Source organism: Nocardia niigatensis NBRC 100131 (assembly GCF_000308655.1).
In the GTDB taxonomy this organism is placed as follows: Bacteria; Actinomycetota; Actinomycetes; order Mycobacteriales; family Mycobacteriaceae; genus Nocardia; species Nocardia niigatensis.
Map to the genome: position 1 here is coordinate 14,527 of NZ_BAGC01000053.1, position 16,842 is coordinate 31,368.

Annotated in this window: 15 protein-coding genes; 5 read left to right on the forward strand and 10 right to left on the reverse strand. The window is 70.0% G+C overall.

What is annotated here, in order from left to right:
- Positions 1-6: 6 nt before the first annotated feature.
- Positions 7-2,796 (forward strand): cation-translocating P-type ATPase, encoded by a 2,790-nt coding sequence (locus ON33_RS25140; protein ID WP_245550701.1) that lies wholly within the window; start codon positions 7-9, stop codon positions 2,794-2,796.
- Positions 2,797-2,883: 87 nt separating this feature from the next.
- On the opposite strand, the gene ON33_RS25145 is transcribed toward ON33_RS25140, so the two are convergent.
- The 5 genes from ON33_RS25145 to acsA are packed head-to-tail and all read right to left on the reverse strand — an operon-like array spanning position 2,884 to position 8,284.
- Complete coding sequence (locus tag ON33_RS25145) at positions 2,884-3,132, reverse strand: acyl carrier protein (RefSeq protein ID WP_040861549.1); 249 nt, start codon at positions 3,130-3,132, stop codon at positions 2,884-2,886.
- A 5-nt stretch (positions 3,133-3,137) separates the two neighbouring features.
- Complete coding sequence (locus ON33_RS25150; RefSeq protein ID WP_040861550.1) at positions 3,138-4,508, reverse strand: dihydrolipoamide acetyltransferase family protein; 1,371 nt, start codon at positions 4,506-4,508, stop codon at positions 3,138-3,140.
- A 1-nt stretch (position 4,509) separates the two neighbouring features.
- Positions 4,510-5,478, reverse strand: a complete 969-nt coding sequence (locus ON33_RS25155; protein ID WP_040861551.1) for an alpha-ketoacid dehydrogenase subunit beta — start codon at positions 5,476-5,478, stop codon at positions 4,510-4,512.
- Positions 5,475-6,467, reverse strand: a complete 993-nt coding sequence (gene pdhA / locus ON33_RS25160; protein WP_373281063.1) for a pyruvate dehydrogenase (acetyl-transferring) E1 component subunit alpha — start codon at positions 6,465-6,467, stop codon at positions 5,475-5,477. Before pdhA ends, ON33_RS25155 begins: the two co-directional genes overlap by 4 nt.
- Positions 6,464-8,284: an acetate--CoA ligase gene (gene acsA, locus ON33_RS25165; RefSeq protein WP_245550702.1), complete on the reverse strand. Its 1,821-nt coding sequence runs from the start codon at positions 8,282-8,284 to the stop codon at positions 6,464-6,466. The genes pdhA and acsA overlap by 4 nt, the downstream gene beginning before the upstream one ends.
- Positions 8,285-8,464: 180 nt before the next feature.
- Here acsA and ON33_RS25170 point away from each other — a divergent pair, with 180 nt between their 5' ends.
- Positions 8,465-9,112, forward strand: coding sequence for a DUF2267 domain-containing protein (locus tag ON33_RS25170; RefSeq protein ID WP_040861552.1), 648 nt, complete (start codon positions 8,465-8,467; stop codon positions 9,110-9,112).
- 79 nt (positions 9,113-9,191) lie between these two features.
- On the forward strand, positions 9,192-10,343 hold the full coding sequence (locus ON33_RS25175) for a site-2 protease family protein (protein WP_245550703.1): 1,152 nt from the start codon (positions 9,192-9,194) through the stop codon (positions 10,341-10,343).
- A 15-nt stretch (positions 10,344-10,358) separates the two neighbouring features.
- Here the strand turns inward: ON33_RS25175 and ON33_RS25180 are convergent, their stop codons facing one another.
- Genes ON33_RS25180 through ON33_RS25200 form a run of 5 tightly spaced genes read right to left on the reverse strand, consistent with a single transcriptional unit; the run spans position 10,359 to position 14,929 of the window.
- Entirely contained in the window at positions 10,359-11,963 is a 1,605-nt protein-coding gene (locus tag ON33_RS25180; RefSeq protein ID WP_040861553.1) for an efflux permease Rv1217c-related protein, read from the reverse strand.
- On the reverse strand, positions 11,960-12,910 hold the full coding sequence (locus ON33_RS25185) for an ABC transporter ATP-binding protein (protein ID WP_051152772.1): 951 nt from the start codon (positions 12,908-12,910) through the stop codon (positions 11,960-11,962). The genes ON33_RS25180 and ON33_RS25185 overlap by 4 nt, the downstream gene beginning before the upstream one ends.
- Positions 12,911-12,956: 46 nt before the next feature.
- Positions 12,957-13,859 carry a universal stress protein gene (locus ON33_RS25190; RefSeq protein ID WP_040861637.1) on the reverse strand — a complete coding sequence of 301 codons (903 nt, stop codon included), beginning with the start codon at positions 13,857-13,859 and terminating at the stop codon, positions 12,957-12,959.
- Between the two features lie 20 nt (positions 13,860-13,879).
- The gene (locus tag ON33_RS25195) at positions 13,880-14,137 is read right to left on the reverse strand and encodes an SHOCT domain-containing protein (RefSeq protein WP_040861554.1); all 258 of its coding nucleotides are present in this window, start codon (positions 14,135-14,137) and stop codon (positions 13,880-13,882) included.
- Positions 14,138-14,167: 30 nt separating this feature from the next.
- Positions 14,168-14,929 carry an SDR family NAD(P)-dependent oxidoreductase gene (locus tag ON33_RS25200; RefSeq protein WP_040861555.1) on the reverse strand — a complete coding sequence of 254 codons (762 nt, stop codon included), beginning with the start codon at positions 14,927-14,929 and terminating at the stop codon, positions 14,168-14,170.
- Between the two features lie 177 nt (positions 14,930-15,106).
- On the opposite strand from ON33_RS25200, the gene ON33_RS25205 reads away from it, so the two are divergent.
- Both ON33_RS25205 and ON33_RS25210 read left to right on the forward strand, forming a co-directional pair.
- The gene (locus ON33_RS25205) at positions 15,107-15,820 is read left to right on the forward strand and encodes a hypothetical protein (RefSeq protein WP_063711070.1); all 714 of its coding nucleotides are present in this window, start codon (positions 15,107-15,109) and stop codon (positions 15,818-15,820) included.
- Positions 15,817-16,815, forward strand: coding sequence for an Acg family FMN-binding oxidoreductase (locus ON33_RS25210; protein WP_040861556.1), 999 nt, complete (start codon positions 15,817-15,819; stop codon positions 16,813-16,815). The genes ON33_RS25205 and ON33_RS25210 overlap by 4 nt, the downstream gene beginning before the upstream one ends.
- Positions 16,816-16,842: the final 27 nt, after the last annotated feature.

The window sequence follows — 16,842 nt, forward strand, 5'->3', positions numbered from 1 at the left end:
CTCCGCATGACTGCGGAAATGGCCGCGCGCGCAGCCGAGATTCGGGAGGGCGCGAAGGCCGGCGAGTCCGCGGTGCGGCTGGATCCGACCGAACGCCTCGATCTGCTGCTCCGCGATCTGCGCAGCAGCCGGAACGGACTCACCGAGCGCGAGGCCCGGCGCCGCCTGGTCCAGGTCGGCCCGAACCAGCTCCGCCGACGCGGCGGCCGATCCTGGCCTCGGGAACTGGTGCGGCAGTTCACGCATCCGCTGGCTCTCCTGCTCTGGGCGGCAGCCGGATTGGCCGCCGCGGTGGGTATCGTGCCGATCGCCGTGGCCATCGTGATCGTGATCGTGGTCAACGCGGGATTCGCGTTCGTGCAGGAACGCCATGCGGAGCAGGCGGTGGAGGCGCTGGCCGCCTATCTGCCGCCGCGGGCGCGGGTGATCCGGGACGGGACCCTCGCCGAGATCGATGCCACCGAGCTGGTTCCGGGTGACGTGCTGGTGATCGCCGAGGGCGATCGGATCTCGGCGGACGCCCGGATGCTCGACGGCGGCATCGAGGTCGACCTGTCCGCGCTGACCGGTGAATCCATGCCCGTCTACCGGGCGGCCGATCTCGCCGATGCCGGCGTCCCGCTGCTGCATGCGCGCGACCTGGTCTTCAGCGGGACCACCTGCACCGAGGGCGAGGCCCGGGCGGTCGTGTACGCCACCGGGATGAGTTCGGAGCTGGGCAGGATCGCCTCTCTTTCCGAGCGGGTACGGCCCGAGGAGAGCCCGCTCGAACACCAGGTGCGCCGGGTGGCATGGCTCATCGCGCTGGTCTCCGTCGCACTCGGGGCCGCATTCATTCCGCTGGCGACCCTCGCCGCCGGGCTGTCGTTCGTGAACGCGATCGTCTTCGCGGTCGGACTGCTGGTCGGCAATGTTCCCGAAGGTCTGCTCCCGGTGATCACGCTGGCGCTGGCGATCGGCGTGCGAGAGCTCGCCCAGCGCGGGGCGGTCGTCAAACGGCTGAGCGCCGTCGAGACGCTGGGGTCCACCGACGTCATCTGCACCGACAAGACCGGCACCCTCACCGAGAATCGGATGCGAATCGTGGTGGCGCACACCGCCGCCGGCCGATTCGACTTCGCACCCGATCATCCGCCACCCGCACCGCACCCCACCTTGATGCGGATGGCCACCGCGATGGCCGCCTGCAACAACGCGCGTCTCGGCGTTCCCGGAACGAACAGCAGCGCCAGCGGCGACCCGACCGAGGTGGCAATCCTCGAAGCCGCTGCGGCACTGGGTTTTCGACTCGACCCCGAGGTGCGCTCGAGACAGCGGATCCGCCAGTTCCATTTCGATCCGTCCCGCAAGCGGATGTCCACCCTCGACACCGACGACGCCGGTGCGCGGATCGTGCACGCCAAGGGAGCCCCGGAATCGCTGCTGCCGCTGTGCGAAACCGAGCTCGATCGTGACGCCCGGCCGGTGCCACTCACCGCCGCGCGGCGCGCCGATCTCGACAATCTGGTCGATGACCTGGCCCGGCAGGGTCTGCGGGTACTCGCCGTCGCCGAACATCGCCTGAACGAAGCGGATCCGGCCCCGCAGCGGGACGAGCAGGCCGAGCGCGGATTGACGCTGCTCGGCGTGGTGGCGATGGAGGATCCGCCGCGCCGGGAGGTGGCTGACGCCGTGGCCGCCTGCCACACCGCCGGCATCCGGGTCATCGTCATCACCGGAGACCACGGTCTGACCGCCGGTGCGGTAGCCGCCCAGGTCGGCATTACCCGGGGTAACCCCGTCATCGTGACGGGCGACGACCTCGACAACATGTCCGAGCACGAGCTGGACGAGCTGCTCGCCGGGGATGCCGTCCCGATCTTCGCCCGTTCCTCACCCGAGGCCAAGCTGCGGATCGCCGACGCGCTCCGCGCCACGGGCCATGTGGTGGCGATGACCGGCGACGGCGTCAACGACGCGCCTGCCCTGCGCCGCGCCGATATCGGAATCGCCATGGGCCGCTCGGGAACCGACGTGGCCCGGGAAGCCTCCACCATGGTGCTGACCGACGACAACTTCGCCACCATCACAGCCGCCGTTCAGGCTGGTCGGCGCGTCTACGTCAACATCCGCAAGTTCATCTTCTACATCTTCGCCCACGCCACCCCGGAGGTCGTACCGTTCCTGGTGTTCGCGCTCTCCGGTGGCGCGGTTCCCATTCCGCTGACGGTGCTGCAGCTGCTGTCCTTCGACGTCGGCACCGAAACCCTCCCCGCCCTGGCCCTCGGTCGCGAACCCGCCGAACCCGGCCTCATGCATCAGCCTCCCCGTCCTCGCGACGAACCGGTCATCCGCGCGCCGATGTTGTTGCGCGCCTGGCTGTTCCTGGGCGTGATCTGCGCGGCCCTGGCCATGGCGGGGTTCTTCTATGTGCTGCTGCGCGCCGGATGGCGTCCAGGGGCCCCGACCGGGCCGGGCACTCCCCTGCATCATGCCTATCGGCAAGCCACCACCATGACCCTGCTCGGCTTGGTCACCGGCCAGATCGGCACCGCCTTCGCCGCCCGGACCGAACGCGCCTCGCTCCGCTCGATCGGTGTGCTGTCCAATCCACTCCTGTTGTGGGGCATTGCCTTCGAATTGGCGCTCACCGCCGCCATCATCTATCTCCCGCCCCTTCAATCTCTCCTCGGCACCGCTGCGCTCACCCCCGGCATGCTCGCTCTCACCGCCCCGTTCCCGTTCATAGTCTGGGGCGCGGACGAATTCCGCCGCTGGCTCGTCCGGCGGCGCGCTCACCCCGCTGATTCCGCCTAGGTCGCCGGGTCTCCCGCCGCGGCTGATCTCCCCGCGCCCTCGAGTACGCTCCTCGGCGCGGGGCCGATCATGCGGAGCGCGGACGGATCATTCGGTCAGGAACTGCACGCACGTGCCGATGGTGGTCAGCCGCCGGTAGTCCGATTCCTCGATGCGGCGGCCGGAGGCCGCGGAAATCCGCTCGACGAAGGTCAGGAAGTCGAGCGAGTCGAGAGCCAGCGTCTCGCGCAGGGGTGCGTCGGCGGGGAGCGCCGCCAGCCGGTCGGGGGTGTCGAATCCGTGCAGGGCGTCGCGGACGATCCCCTCCGCGACATCGTCGGACAGCGTGGTGGACATGGCCTTCAGAGCTCCTCTGGTTTTTGCAGCAGGTCGGACAGCGTATGGAGGAAGCGGGCGCCGATCGCGCCGTCGGTGGCGCGGTGGTCGGCCGACAGGGTGGCGGTCAGCTGGGGACGGACGCCGAGCAGACCGTCGACCGCGCAGGGGCGGTCACTGATCGCGCCGAATCCGACAATCGCGACCTGCGGCGCCGCGATGACCCCGTAGACGGAATCGACGCCCAGATCACCGAGATTCGTGACGGTCATGGTCGCGGGTGTGGCGTCCGAGGAGCGCAGATGCACGGCACGGGCGCGTTCCACGACGCCACGCAGGGCGCTCATCAGGTCCGGCAGAGCGAGGCGGCCGGCGTCGGGAATCGTGGGGACGATGATGCCGCCCGAACGCATGGACACCACTACCCCGAGGTGAACGCTTGCGGCGGGATGGAATTCGTCGTCGAACCAGTGGCCGTTCAGTTCCGGCACCGCCTCGGCCGCCCGGGCCGTAGCCGCCAGGAGCAGCGCGGCGGGCAGCATCCTGGCCGCGACCGGTACGCCGCGGTTGTAGTCCGCCAGCCAGTCCAGCGCCGCGCTCATATCGATGGTGCACGACAGATAGTAGTGCGGCACAGTGCGTTTCGATCTCGTCATCGCGGCCGCGATCAGTTTGCGGACCTCCGCGGGATCGTGTGCCGCGGTCCGCGCGGGCTCCGGTGCCGCGGAATCCGCGGCAGGGACGGATCTCGTTGTGGCGGTATCGGGTTCGGCAGGAGGTCGCGCGGCGGCGGGCGCCGCATCAGGGGCCGGTCGCGAGGCGGCCGCGCGCACATCGGCGGCCCGGACCGCGCCCCCGGGGCCCGTCCCGGTGAGATCGGCGAGCGTCACCCCGGTTTCGCTCGCCAGCCGACGCGCGTACCCGGTGGCGCGCACCGCCGCCCGGTGCCCGCCCCGACGCTCGGCGATCGCGCGGTCGACATCGGCCCGTACGACCCGGCCGCCGGGTGCGGTGCCGTGTACCGCCGCCAGGTCGATCCCGGCCTCGTCGGCGAGCCGATGGACGAGCGGCGTTGCGCGGACCGGTGATTCGGGCTCCTGCGGGCCGGGCGGCCCGGTAGCCGGCTCCGGTACGGGTGGCGGGTTCGCAGCGGCCGGCGCGGCCGCCACATCGATCGTCGCCAACGGCGTTCCGACCGGAACCGTGGTCCCCTCGGAGACCAGCAGGTCGCCGATCACGCCGTCCTCGAAGCATTCGACCTCGATCGCCGCCTTGGTGGTGTCGACCTCGGCCACGACGTCACCACGATGAACGACATCGCCCGGCCGCACGCGCCATTCGAGCAGGGTGCCCTCGGTCATGTCCGCGCCGAGCGACGGCATCCGGAATTCGGACAACTCAACTCACCGCCTTGCGGACGGCCTCGGCGACGACCGCGGGCTGGGGTAGCGCGGCTTCCTCGAGCTGGCGGGCATAGGGAATCGGAACCTCCGCGCTGCAGACGCGCGCGATCGGAGCATCCAGGAGGTAGTACCCGTTCTCCGCGGCACGCGCGGCGATTTCGGCGGCGATGCCGACGCTGCGCCACCCCTCATCGACGATGACCAACCGGTGTGTCCGCGCGAGTGACGCGAGGACCGTCGCCTCGTCCAGCGGACGCAAGGTGCGCAGGTCGATGACCTCCGCCGCGATGCCCTCCACGGCCAGCTCGTCGGCCGCGGCCTCCGCGACGCGGAGCGCGCCGCCATAGGAGACCAGCGTGACATCGGACCCGGCGCGCCGGACGACGGCCGAGTCGATGTCCACGGCGCCAGCATCCGAGGGCAGTTCGGCCTCGCTGTTGTACAGCGCGATCGGCTCGAAGATCAGTACCGGGTCCGGGTCCTGCAGCGCCGTCCACAACATGCCGCGAGCGTCCGCGACGGTGGCCGGCGAGAGGACGCGCAGTCCGGGGATGTGCGCGTAGAACGCCTCCAGGCTGTGCGAATGCTGCGCCCCCAGTTGCCTTCCCGCGCCCGTGGCCATGCGGATGACCAGCGGCACGCCGAGCTGGCCGCCGGACATGTGCCGCAGGGTCGCGGCATTGTTGAGAATCTGGTCCAGGGCGAGCAGGCTGAAGTTGACGGTCATGATCTCGACGATGGGACGCAGCCCACCCAGTGCCGCACCGATTCCCGCGCCCACGAAGGCGGATTCGCTCAAGGGGGTGTCGCGAATGCGCTGCGGGCCGAATTCGTCGAGCAGGCCCCTGCTCACGCCGAAGCAGCCGCCGTAGGCGCCCACGTCCTCGCCCATGAGGAAAACCCGATCATCGCGAATCAGGGCTTCACGCAACGCTTCCCGGACGGCGTCCCGATAGGTGGTCATCTCGTCTCCGCATACACGTGGCGGGTCAGGTCGGCGACAGGTTCGAGTGGCGCCGCTTCGGCGGTCGCGACCGCGGCGTCGATCTCCGCGTCGACTTCCTTCTCCAGCACGGCCCGATCGTCGGGCCCGCACGCGCCGTCGGCGCGCAGTGCCGCGAACAGATTCGGGATGGGATCGCGGGACTTCCATTGCTCGATCTCGGCCTTGTCCCGGTACCGATCCGCGTCGTACATCGAATGCGCACGGAACCGATAGGTGCGCAATTCCAGAAAACACGGTCCGCGCCCGCCGCGGATGGATTCGGTCGCGCGCCGGGTGGCGGCCGCGACCGCGACCGCGTCCATGCCGTCCACCGGCCAGGACGCGAGTCCGTAACTCGCGGCCCGCAGGGACAGATCGGTCACCGCGTGCTCGCGCCGGAGCGCGGTGCCCATGGCGTATCGGTTGTTCTCGCAGGCGAACAGCACCGGCAGGCGCCACAGTGCCGCGAGGTTGAGGCACTCGTGGAACTCACCCTCGGCGACCGCGCCATCGCCGAACAGGCACACGGTCACGGCATCGCGCCCGCGGAGCGAGTCCGCGAGGGCCAGACCGACCGCCAGGGGCAGCCCGCCGCCGACGATGGCATTGCCGCCGTAGAAGCGGCGTGGGCCGTCGAACAGATGCATGGAGCCGCCGCGGCCGTGGCTGCATCCGGTTGCGCGGCCGTACATCTCGGCCATCACGGCGTCCATCGGAATGCCCCGGGCCAGCGCGTGCCCGTGCTCACGGTAGGTGGAGACGACGGCGTCACCGGGTTCGAGCACGCTCAGCAGCCCCGCAGCGATCGCCTCCTCCCCGATCGACAGGTGCAGGAAGCCACGAATGGACTCGGCGCTGTAGAGCTGCACGCACCGCTCCTCGAAGCGGCGGATGCGAATCATCTGACGCAGCAACGACAGTCGCTCGTCGACGGCGGGCACGGCCCCGTCCCCCGCTGCGGCGGTCACCGGGCACTCTCCAGCGTCGAGATGTCACCTTCGGGAAGACCGAGGTCGCGAGCCTTCAGCAAGCGGCGCATCACCTTTCCGCTGCGGGTGTGCGGCAGGGCGTCGGTGAAGACGACCTGCTTGGGGGCCACCGCGCCCATTTGCCTTCTGCCGAAGGCGACGATGTCGTCGTGAAGCTCCTGTGACGGTTCCCGTCCCGGCCGTAGTTGCACGAACGCCTTGACCACCTCGCCCGCAATCGGATCCGGGGTGCCGATGACCCCGGCCTCGGCGACTGCCGGATGCGCCATCAGCACGCTCTCGACCTCGAACGGGCCGATCAGGTGCCCGGCGGACTTGATGACGTCGTCGGCCCGGCCGACGAACCAGTAGTAGCCGTCGTCGTCCCGTCGCGCCAGGTCCCCGCTCAGGTACCACCCGTCGGCGAAGGCTCGCGCGTACTTCTCCGGTTCGTTCCAGTAGCCGCGGAACATCGACGGCCACCCGGTGCGCAGGGCCAGCTCCCCCACCTCGCCGGGTGGCGCGGGCTCGACCCGTCCGTCGTCGGTCACCGCGGCACGCCCATCGCGGCCACGGCGCAGGATGGTCGCTTCGATACCCGGGAGCGGACGGCCCATCGAACCGGGGCGGATCTGCTCGGCCGCGAAATTGGCGATCATGATGGCACCGGTCTCGGTCTGCCACCAATTGTCGTGCACCGCATGACCGAGCACCTGTTTGCCCCACACCACGATCTCGGGGTTCAGCGGCTCACCGACGCTCGCGACGAAACGCAGGCACGACAGATCGGTACCGGCCGGCAGTTCGTCGCCGCGCCGCATGAGCATCCGCAGCGCGGTAGGCGCGGTGTACCACACCGAAACCCGTTCCGCGGTCAGGACTTCATACCAGCGCTGGGCATCGAAATCGGCCTCGTCACTGATCAGCGTCACCCCCAGCACCAGGGGTGCGATGACACCGTATGTCATGCCGGTGACCCAGCCGGGGTCGGCCGTGCACCAGAAGACGTCACCGGGCCGCAGATCGAGGGCGTAGTGGGCGCTGATCCGGTGGGCCAGCACGGCGCCGTGCACGTGCACGGCGCCCTTGGGTGTGCCGGTGGTGCCGCTGGTGAAGTGCAACAGGGCCGGATCCTCGGGTCCGGTCGGCGCGATGGGGAATTCGTCCTCGACGAGACCCATCGCCAGTGTCAGGCCGACGGTGTCGTCGACCGGCGGATCGTCGATGTCCGCGTCGGTGACCAGCACATGCCGGAGTGCGGGCAGAACCGCCCGATTCGCCGCGATCTTGCCGCGGTACTGCCCGACGGTGGTGATCAATGCGGTCGCACCCGAGATCTCGAGCCGTTGCCGGACCGGTTCCGGGCCGAAGGCCGAGAACAGCGGGACCACAACACATCCGGCCTTCCACGCTCCGAGACAGGCGATGTACAGCTCCGGCGTGCGGCCGAGCAGCAGGCACACCCGATCGCCGCGCCGCACACCGAGGTCACGCAGCACATGGGCGAATCTGTTGCTGAGCGTGGCCAGTTCGGAGTACGTCAAGGTGGTGACGCCGCCCGCGGCGGCCAGGCAACGCAGCGCCGGCGCATCCGCCAGGGGTGTTCCGAGATGCCTGTCGACGGCCTCGTGAGCGATGTTCACACCACCGCCGGGCAGCCCATCGAGAGCGGCGTGGGCGGTGTCCCAACTGAATGCCCGGCAGGACATCTCGTACGCCTCGAGATTGGCCTCGGCCCGCTCCCGCGGCGTCTTGTCGATCGGCGCCCAGCGCATCGGCGTCGGCATCGACGGCTGTTGGCGGTTCGTGGTCTTCATCGGTACCTCCCATATCCAGTCAACGACCGCGACCCTGATGCGGGGCAGGGCGCAAAGACCATCGCGGCGGTGACCTCCGTCGTCCGTGCCGTGGCACGAGTCCTCTGCCGTCGACCACCGCGGGGAGCGCACGCTCGAGCCGTACCGAGTGCTCGACCACCTCCCGAAAGGCAGTGTCCGATGAGCCATCACACCGATCCGTACGCACCGAGCCTGCACACCGCCCACGAATGGCTGGCGGCCGTGGCCGAGGCCATCGACACCGAGGACCGCTTCGTCGCCCACCGCGCCCTGCGCGCGTGGTTGCACACCGTGCGTGACCGCCTGGGCGTCAATGCGGCCGCGCATCTCAGCGCCCAGTTGCCCGAACTGCTGCGTGGGGTGTTCTTCGAGGGATGGATGCCGGCACAGGTGCCGGTCCCCCACGATGCGCCGTCATTCCTCACCCAATTCGCCCATGCCGCGGGTGTCACCCCGGAAGCGGCCGTGCCGCTGGCGGGTGCGGTGACCGATGCCCTCGCCGGCCTTTTCTCGCCCGGCCAGCTCGATCATGTGCTCGCGCAGCTGCCGGTGCGGCTGCGCTTCCTCCTGCTCGGCACCGACCTGGCGTCGGTCTACGCGGGAGCTGCGGTCTTCCCGCAGCCGGATGCGACCCAGGCCGAGGATTTCGACCGCCGGCTGACCGCGCTGACCGAGGCGGTCGCCGCACTCGTCCGGGGCCTCGAGTTCCCCGCGGACAACGAACTCGACGAGAACGCCGCCTTCTCCGCCGCGCAGCGGGCTCACCGGATCCTGCTCGCCGAGGGACTGACGGGATCCGGGCGCTGACCCACCACCACGAATGCGCCGCGGGACGGGTCGACAGCCCCCGCGGCACGCGCACCGCACCACATCGAACGAGGAAGCCATGCTGCTCCAATCCACAGTTCCGCTGGGAAGAATCGCCGGAATCCGCATCGCCGTGCACTGGTCCGCCGCGGTCACCGTGGGGCTTTTCACCTGGATTCTCGCCACCTACCTCCAAGGCACCGCCGGCACCGGGATCGTCTGGGCCGCCGCGACGGTCGGTGCGCTCGCGCTGATCGCGTGTCTGCTCGCGCACGAGCTCGCGCATTCGATCGTGGCCACCCGCAACGGAATTCATGTCGAACGCATCGTGCTGTGGCTGCTCGGCGGGGCCTCCGAGCTGACCGACGAGCCGAAGGACGCCCGGACCGACCTGCGGGTCGCGCTGGTCGGCCCCGGCACCAGCCTGTTGCTGGGCATCATGGGCTTCGGCGCGGCGGCGGTGTCGTCGGTCTTCTCCCCAGGCGGCGCGGTCACCGCGACCCTGGTCTGGCTCGCAACCGTGAATGTGGTGCTCGCCGTGTTCAATATGCTCCCGGGCGCGCCGCTCGACGGCGGCCGGGTGGTGCGGGCGGTGATCTGGTGGCGCAGCGGCGACCGGTTGCGTGCCGAGACCGCGGCCGCCCGCTCCGGACAGGTCCTGGGCATGACCCTGGGTGGCATCGGCGTCGCCGAGATCATCGCGTTCGGCAACTTCAGCGGCCTGTGGCTGATCCTGCTCGGCTGGTTCCTCTTCAGCGCCGCCAACAGCGAGCTGACCATGGCGGGCCTGCGACATCAGCTGGGCGCCACCACCGTCGGGGACATCATGACTCCCGCGCCGCAGGCGGTCGACGCCGCATGGACCCTGGACCAGCTCCTCCGATCCGAGCTCGTCTACTCCCGCCACCGGGTGTTCCCGGTCGTCGACCACGACGGCCACCCGTTCGCGGTTCTCGCCTGGGCCGACCTGCTGGGTCCCCGCGCGCGGCTGCACCCCGGCCTCCGTGTCGCCGACCTGGCCCGCCCGCTCCCTCCGGCGGCCATCGTCCGCGCCGACGATCCGCTCGGCGACGTGATCGCCCGAATCGTCCTGCGTCCCAACCTCGATGCGGTCGCCGTCACCGACCCTGCCGGCCGCCTCGCCGGCCTCGTCACCTCGACAGACCTCGCCTTGGCCTGCAATCGCTCCGCCCTGGGACTCCCGGCCGCGCCGTCGGACAGTACCCGCTGAAAAGCGCCTGCGCCGCTACGCCGAGACGAGGTCGCGACGGCGGAAGACGACAAGCCCGACCGCGAACAGGCTCGCTCCGATCAGCGTGAGCACGACAGCCGCGGTCGGCGCGAACGGCTGCATCGGGATGCGCGCCAGCGCGTGGAACGGGGACAGGCGCAGGGACCATTCGGGGAGCTTCAGTGCGGTGCCCAGAGTGTCCCAGAGGTAGGCGGCCACGACGAGGGCGTGGACGAAGGTGACGGCACGCGGGACCACCGCCAGGGCGAGGGTGGCGGCACCGATCGTGACACCGATCAGCGGGAGGCTGTTGGCCGCTGCCGCCGTGAGGGAGCCGAGGGCGACGGGGCGGCCGGTCAGCGCGGCACCGGCCCAGATACCGACGGCGGCAAGGAAGGCCAGTGCGGTGGCGGACCCGAGGGCCAGCAGCGCGCGGCCGGACAGCCAGCCGACGCATGAGCGGGGCATGGCCAGCACGAGTTCCAGGCGGCCGGTAGCCTCCTCGCCTCGCGCGGCCACGATCACGGTGACGGCCAGCAACGCTGCCAGCAGCTGGATCAGTGAGAAGAGCGCGGACACGAATCCGTCGACGGCCAGCTTCTTTCCGAAGAACTGGGTGTAGATGGGTGTGCGCTGCATGAAATCGAGCATCGTCTTGATCAGGCTGCCCATCAGCAGCGCGTAGAGGGCCGTTCCGGCGAACCAGAACCCCAACTGTGGCGCCTCGTCCCGCAACGCCGCCTGCCAGGACGAACCGAGCAGCAGCCGGCGCGGCGCGCGGCTGTCGCGCAGCTCGAGCAGGCCGCGTCCGATGTCACGAGTGCGCAGCAGGACGACCGAGATCGCCAGCAGGACAGCCGTTCCCGAGAAGATCACCGCGAGCGCGGCTGGTGACGGCGGGGCCGGAGGCCGCAATTCCTCGAACCAGCCCAGCGGCGTCACCCAGCGCAGCCAGGGGATCCCGTCGCCGATGTCGGCGGGCGCACGGACCACGAACGCGATGACCACGACCGCCGCCGCGAGCAGCCGCGCGCCACGGACGGTCGCCGTCAGCTGGGAGGTCAAGGCGGCCACCGCCGCGAACAGCAGCGCCGGCGTGACGAGCTGGAGTCCGAGCTCCCCCGACTCCGCGACCGTGAGCAGGTCCTGCGGCACACCGACGGCCGCGAGCGCGAGCACACTCACACCGCCGATCACGCAGGCCTGCACCACGGTAGCCGTTACCGCGGCCGCGAACCACCGTCGGCGCGACTGCCCTCCGGACAGCACCAGATCGCCCCGGGACGCGTCTTCCTCGCCACGGAGCGCACCCGAGGTGATCACCGAGGCCCACACCGCCATGATGATTCCGACGCTGGTCATGGTCCGCCACGCCACCCATCCGGTCGGATCACCGATATCGAACGGATAGCCGTAGAGCGCCCGCAACGCACCGTTGTTCACCAGCGGAGCCAGCATCGCCGATCGGGTCGCCTTCGCGGGGAAAGCCACGACGTAGGTTTGCAGTGACACCGTGCAGAACACGGCCATCAGCACTGTCATCACCACGAGCGAGACGCGATTGGTGTGCAGCCTCGCCCGCACCATCACCAGATATCCGTGCCACGCTTCGCGCGTCATCTCGACGCTCCCGGCAGCACCGAGTCGTGCGGCGTGACCCCGGTTCGTTCACCTCGGTCGTCCCTGCCGTGGTAGTGAACCAGGAAGATCTCCTCCAGGCTGGGTTCCCGGCTGTCCATCGTCGTCACCGGCAGCCGGGCGAGCGCCGACAGCAGCGGCCCCATCGAGCCCCGAACCTGAAGCACCGCATGATGATCGGAACGATCGGCGACCTCGACACCCGCGAGGGCGCGCAGCGCTGCGATATCGACGCCGGATTCGGCGAAGTTCACCTCGACCGTGCGCGCCGACAGGTGCCGCAGCTGGGCCAGGGTCCCTTCGTCGATGAGCCGGCCCGCCCGCAGGATGCCGATGCGGTCGCACAGCGCCTCGACCTCACTGAGCACATGTGAGGACAGGAAGACCGTCTGCCCCCGCTCGCGGGCCTCACCGACCGTGTCGCGAAAAGCCGCCTCCATCAACGGGTCCAGCCCCGAGGTGGGCTCATCGAGGATCAGGATCTCCGCCCGCGTCGCGAACGCGGCGATCAGTTGTACCTTCTGACGATTGCCCTTGGACAGCGCGCGGACCTTCTTGTGCGGATCGAAGTCGAACCGCTCGATCAGCAGGTCCCGGTAGGCGCGATCGCAACCGCCCCGCAGATTCTCCAGGTACTCGAAGGTTTCCGCGCCGGTCAGCGCGGGCCACAGGATCGCCTCGGAGGCGACGTACGCGCAATGACGATGCGCGGCAACAGGTTCGGACCAGGCGTCGCGACCCGCGACGCGCACCGTGCCCGCGCTCGGCCGGTGCAGGCCGAGCAGCAGCCGGATCGTGGTGGTCTTCCCCGCGCCGTTGGGTCCCAGGAACCCGTAGATCTGACCGGCCGGAATATCCAGCTCCAGCCGGTCCAGCGCGAGCGTGGCGCGGTAGCGCTTGCTCACCGCGTGCGCCTCGATGACACCCATGGCCCTCACCTCCGGCCGGCGTACCTCCCCTCCATTCTCGTCCCGGTCAGCGGGTCGGGACCACGATCATCGGGCATTCCACGCTGTGCAGCAGCGCGTTGCTGGTCGAGCCGAGCAGCATGCCGGCGAAGCCACCGCGGCCATGACTGCCGACCACCAGCAGCTGGGCGTTCTCGGCGGCATCCAGCAGGGACTGGATCGGGCGGTCACGCACCAGGATCTGGCGGACCGGCACATCCGGGTAGCGTTCCCCGAATCCGGCGAGTCGCTCGGCGAGCAGCTCGGTTTCGCGTTCGCGCGCGGCGTCCCATCCCGCCAGCGGCAGACCGGCGCGATTGGTGTCGCTCCAGGCGTGCAGCGCGTCCAGGCCGACCTTGCGCCGGGACGCTTCCTCGAAGGCGAGTTCCAGGGCGGGCACGCTGTTCGGGGTGCCGTCGATGCCGACCAGCACCGGCTTCTCCGTGGAGACCGGGTCGATCGCCGACGCCGAATGCACGACCGCGATGGGGCAGTGGGCATGCCGGGTCACCGCGGTACTGACCGATCCGAGCAGGCCGCGCCGGATCGCGCCGCGCCCGCGGCTGCCCACCACGAGCAGGCGGGCGTGCCGCGACCGTTCGATCAGATACGGAATCGCCGTGTCGAAGGTGATATTCGAGTCGATGGTGAGGGCGTCGCCGACGGCGGCGGTGCGCGCCACGCGGGTCGCTTCGGTCACCACGCGCTCTCCCTCGACACGGAGCCAATCGGTGTCGGTGTCGGTGAGCATCGCACCGGGCCCCCATCCACCGGGGACCGCCATCGACGTGACGATCTCCAGCGGCGAACCGTGCAATCCGGCGTCCACGGCCGCCCACGCCACCGCGAAGTACGAGACGGCCGATCCGTCAGTGGCCACGACGACCGGCGGATTCAGTTGCGTGCCACTGGCTTCGGATGGTTTCGACATCTTCGTGCTCCTGTCGTCCACTACCGCACGCCCGCCGCCCGCAGTGCGGCAAGGCGATTGGCGTATTCGGTCTCGTCGATCTCGCCGCGCGCGAAGCGCTGCGCGAGGAGTTCCTGCGGCGACGGGGATTCGTAGCGGCCGGAGCTGTCCCGGCCGGAAACCGCGAACCGGACCGTGAGCGCGATCCCGACGATGAGCAGGGCCCAGAAGACCAACATGCCCACGCCCATCCAGGCGTAGCCCCAGCCACTCATATCGTGGCCGTACCAATACATCATGGCGATGCCTCCAGTTCCGTTGTGTCGCCGTTACCGCTGGTCCGCGCCGGACGCCTCGAGCACGTCGGCTCGACCGGTGGTCGCGCCCCCGTCCACCACGAATTCCGAACCGGTGGAGAAGGTCGCCTCGGTGACGAGGAACCGCACCATGGCGGCGACCTCCGCCGGCTCGCCGAATCGGGGCAGGGGCTGTGTGGCGGCGATCGACTCGTCCATGCCCATGGTCATCGCCGTATGGATCGGGCCGGGGTGCACCGAGCACACGCGAATGCCGGACGAACCCAGTTCCAGCGCCGCGGCTTTGGTCACTCCGCGCAGTCCCCACTTGCTGGCGACGTAGCCGCTGATACCCGCATAGCCCATCAGGCCGGCGGTCGAGGAGATATTGACGATCGTGCCGCCGCCCGCGGCGCGCAGGCGAGGCGCGGCCAGCCGCATGCCGAGCCAGGACCCGTAGAGGTTGACGTCCAGCACGTGCCGGAACAGGGCGGGCGATTCGGACTCCACGGTCCCGTAGTCGAGGATTCCGGCGTTGTTCACGAGCGCGCCGAGCGGGCCGAACTCTCGCTCGGTCTCCTCCAGCACCCGCTCCCACTCGTCTTCGTCGGTGACGTCGAGATGATGGAATCGGGCTTGCGGCGCATGGGTTTCGGCGAGCTTCGTCCCGTCGTCGGTGAGCAGGTCGGCGATCACCACACCGAAGCCCGCCTTCACCAGTTCCGCGACCACCGCTGCGCCTATGCCTCGCGCACCGCCGGTGACGATCGCACTCCTGTCCGCGAACTCCGTCATGGCTGTCCTCCGATCCGCGTGAATCCGCTGTTCTTTCACAGCATCCCGCGCGGGTGAGATGCGGCGAGACGGCCGAAAGTCACCGGTTCCGAGGGCGTATGTCGGGCCATCGGTCCCTGCGGGAAATCCGCCGCACGGCCGAGGATCGAAGTCGACATTCCACCGAGAGGAACGCCCATGAAGACATCGACCGCGACGGCGATCGGCCTGGCCTCTGCCCTCACCGGCCTGGCGGCCGGCTACCGGCTCTTCGCCCGCACCAAGTGCGTGACCTGGGGATCGACCACCGACGAGGTTGGGCGGGCGATGCCCGGGGACGACCTGCTGCCCGGGGCGGGCACCGTCACGACCCGTGCGATCACGGTCGCCGCCACTCCGGAGCAGATCTGGCCGTGGCTGGTTCAGATGGGCCCCGGACGCGCCGGGGCCTACACCTACGACTGGGTCGAGAACCTCCTCGGTCTGGACATGCACAGCGCCGACGAGATCCTGCCGCAGTATCAGCAGCTCGCGGTGGATGACGTGCTGCCGATGGGCAAGTCCGGTCCGGCCATGCGGGTGGCAGTGCTGGACCGGCCGCACGCCCTCGTCCTCGCCTCGGCCGACCACCACTGGGTGTGGGCGTTCGGGCTGTACCCGACCCAGGAGGGCACCCGGCTGGTCAGCCGCAACCGCATCGATCTCCCGGATGCCGGCCCGCTGCAACGCCTGTTCTACATGCTGATCATGGAACCCGGCAGCCTCATCATGGAGGCCAAGATGCTCCGCGGCATCAAGGAGCGCGCCGAACGCACCGTGGTGGCGACGCCCACCCAGGTGACCAACGTCCCTGGGCACCAGGCGGAAAGCCCGTATGTTCCGAACTGGCCGACGCGAACACTCGGAGTATGACCGCAATGAACGCCACTCCGGTCGCCGTACCCGACCGACGCACCCTGACGGCCGCGATGCAGCTGGCTTCGCGCGCGCCCTCCGTGCACAACACCCAACCCTGGCATTGGCGCTTCGACGGGGCGCGGCTGCACCTGCACACCGACACCGACCGCCTGCTCACCGCCATGGACCCGCACGGCCGCCAGCAGGTGATCAGCTGTGGCGCCATGCTGCACCATGTCCGCACCGCGTTCGGCGCGCAGGGCTGGCACACCGACACGACCCGGGTCCCGGACCCGCTCGACCCCGGCCGGCTGGCCGAGATCAGCTTCCGGCCCTGGCCCGATCCACCGGCCGGACTGTTGGCCCGTGCGGGCGCGATCGAGCAGCGCCGCACCGACCGGCTGCCGCTGGACGCGCCCGGGAACTGGGAGGACGTGCAGCGCAGGCTGCGCATGCTGGTCTCGCCGCACTACGTCGACCTGGACACGCTCGACGACGCGGTGCAGGCCAGGCTCGCCGCGGTGTCGGACCAGGCGGCGGCGCTGCGCCGGCACGACATGATGTATCAGGCCGAGATCGGCTGGTGGGCAGGACATTCCGGGGATGCCGAGGGCGTTCCGGCCGAGGCGCTGGTTTCGGACGCGGAATTCGCCCGGGTCCGGGTGGGCCGGGTCTTCCCGTCCTCCGCGCACTCGATGCGGCGCGCGGAGACCGAGGACCACGCCGGGCTGGTGATGCTCAGCTCGGAAGCCGATTCGGTGACCGACTGGCTGGCCACCGGCGAGGCACTGTCGGCGGTCCTGCTCGAGTGCACGGTGGCCGGGCTGGCGACCTGCGCGCTCACCCACATCACCGAATTACCCACGGGCCGAACCATTCTCACCAATCTGCTGGGGCATCCCGGCACACCGCAGATCGTCGTGCGGATCGGCACCGCACCGGCCGGGGAGCCGCCCGCACCGATGACACCTCGGCGCCCGTTGGCCGACATCTTCACGATCGAGGACTGACGCGACGGGAGCAGGCGGCTGCCCGAT

Excerpts from the sequence above, each read along its gene's own strand:
- ON33_RS25155 (WP_040861551.1), bottom strand. The coding sequence starts at position 5,478 with ATGACCACCTATCGGGACGCCGTCCGGGAAGCGTTGCGTGAAGCCCTG.
- ON33_RS25195 (WP_040861554.1), bottom strand. The coding sequence starts at position 14,137 with ATGATGTATTGGTACGGCCACGATATGAGTGGCTGGGGCTACGCCTGG.
- ON33_RS25145 (WP_040861549.1), bottom strand. The coding sequence starts at position 3,132 with ATGTCCACCACGCTGTCCGACGATGTCGCGGAGGGGATCGTCCGCGAC.
- ON33_RS25170 (WP_040861552.1), top strand. The coding sequence starts at position 8,465 with ATGAGCCATCACACCGATCCGTACGCACCGAGCCTGCACACCGCCCAC.
- ON33_RS25190 (WP_040861637.1), bottom strand. The coding sequence starts at position 13,859 with ATGTCGAAACCATCCGAAGCCAGTGGCACGCAACTGAATCCGCCGGTC.
- ON33_RS25180 (WP_040861553.1), bottom strand. The coding sequence starts at position 11,963 with ATGACGCGCGAAGCGTGGCACGGATATCTGGTGATGGTGCGGGCGAGG.
- ON33_RS25140 (WP_245550701.1), top strand. The coding sequence starts at position 7 with ATGACTGCGGAAATGGCCGCGCGCGCAGCCGAGATTCGGGAGGGCGCG.
- ON33_RS25175 (WP_245550703.1), top strand. The coding sequence starts at position 9,192 with ATGCTGCTCCAATCCACAGTTCCGCTGGGAAGAATCGCCGGAATCCGC.
- acsA (WP_245550702.1), bottom strand. The coding sequence starts at position 8,284 with ATGAAGACCACGAACCGCCAACAGCCGTCGATGCCGACGCCGATGCGC.
- ON33_RS25205 (WP_063711070.1), top strand. The coding sequence starts at position 15,107 with ATGAAGACATCGACCGCGACGGCGATCGGCCTGGCCTCTGCCCTCACC.
- ON33_RS25200 (WP_040861555.1), bottom strand. The coding sequence starts at position 14,929 with ATGACGGAGTTCGCGGACAGGAGTGCGATCGTCACCGGCGGTGCGCGA.
- ON33_RS25210 (WP_040861556.1), top strand. The coding sequence starts at position 15,817 with ATGACCGCAATGAACGCCACTCCGGTCGCCGTACCCGACCGACGCACC.
- ON33_RS25185 (WP_051152772.1), bottom strand. The coding sequence starts at position 12,910 with ATGGGTGTCATCGAGGCGCACGCGGTGAGCAAGCGCTACCGCGCCACG.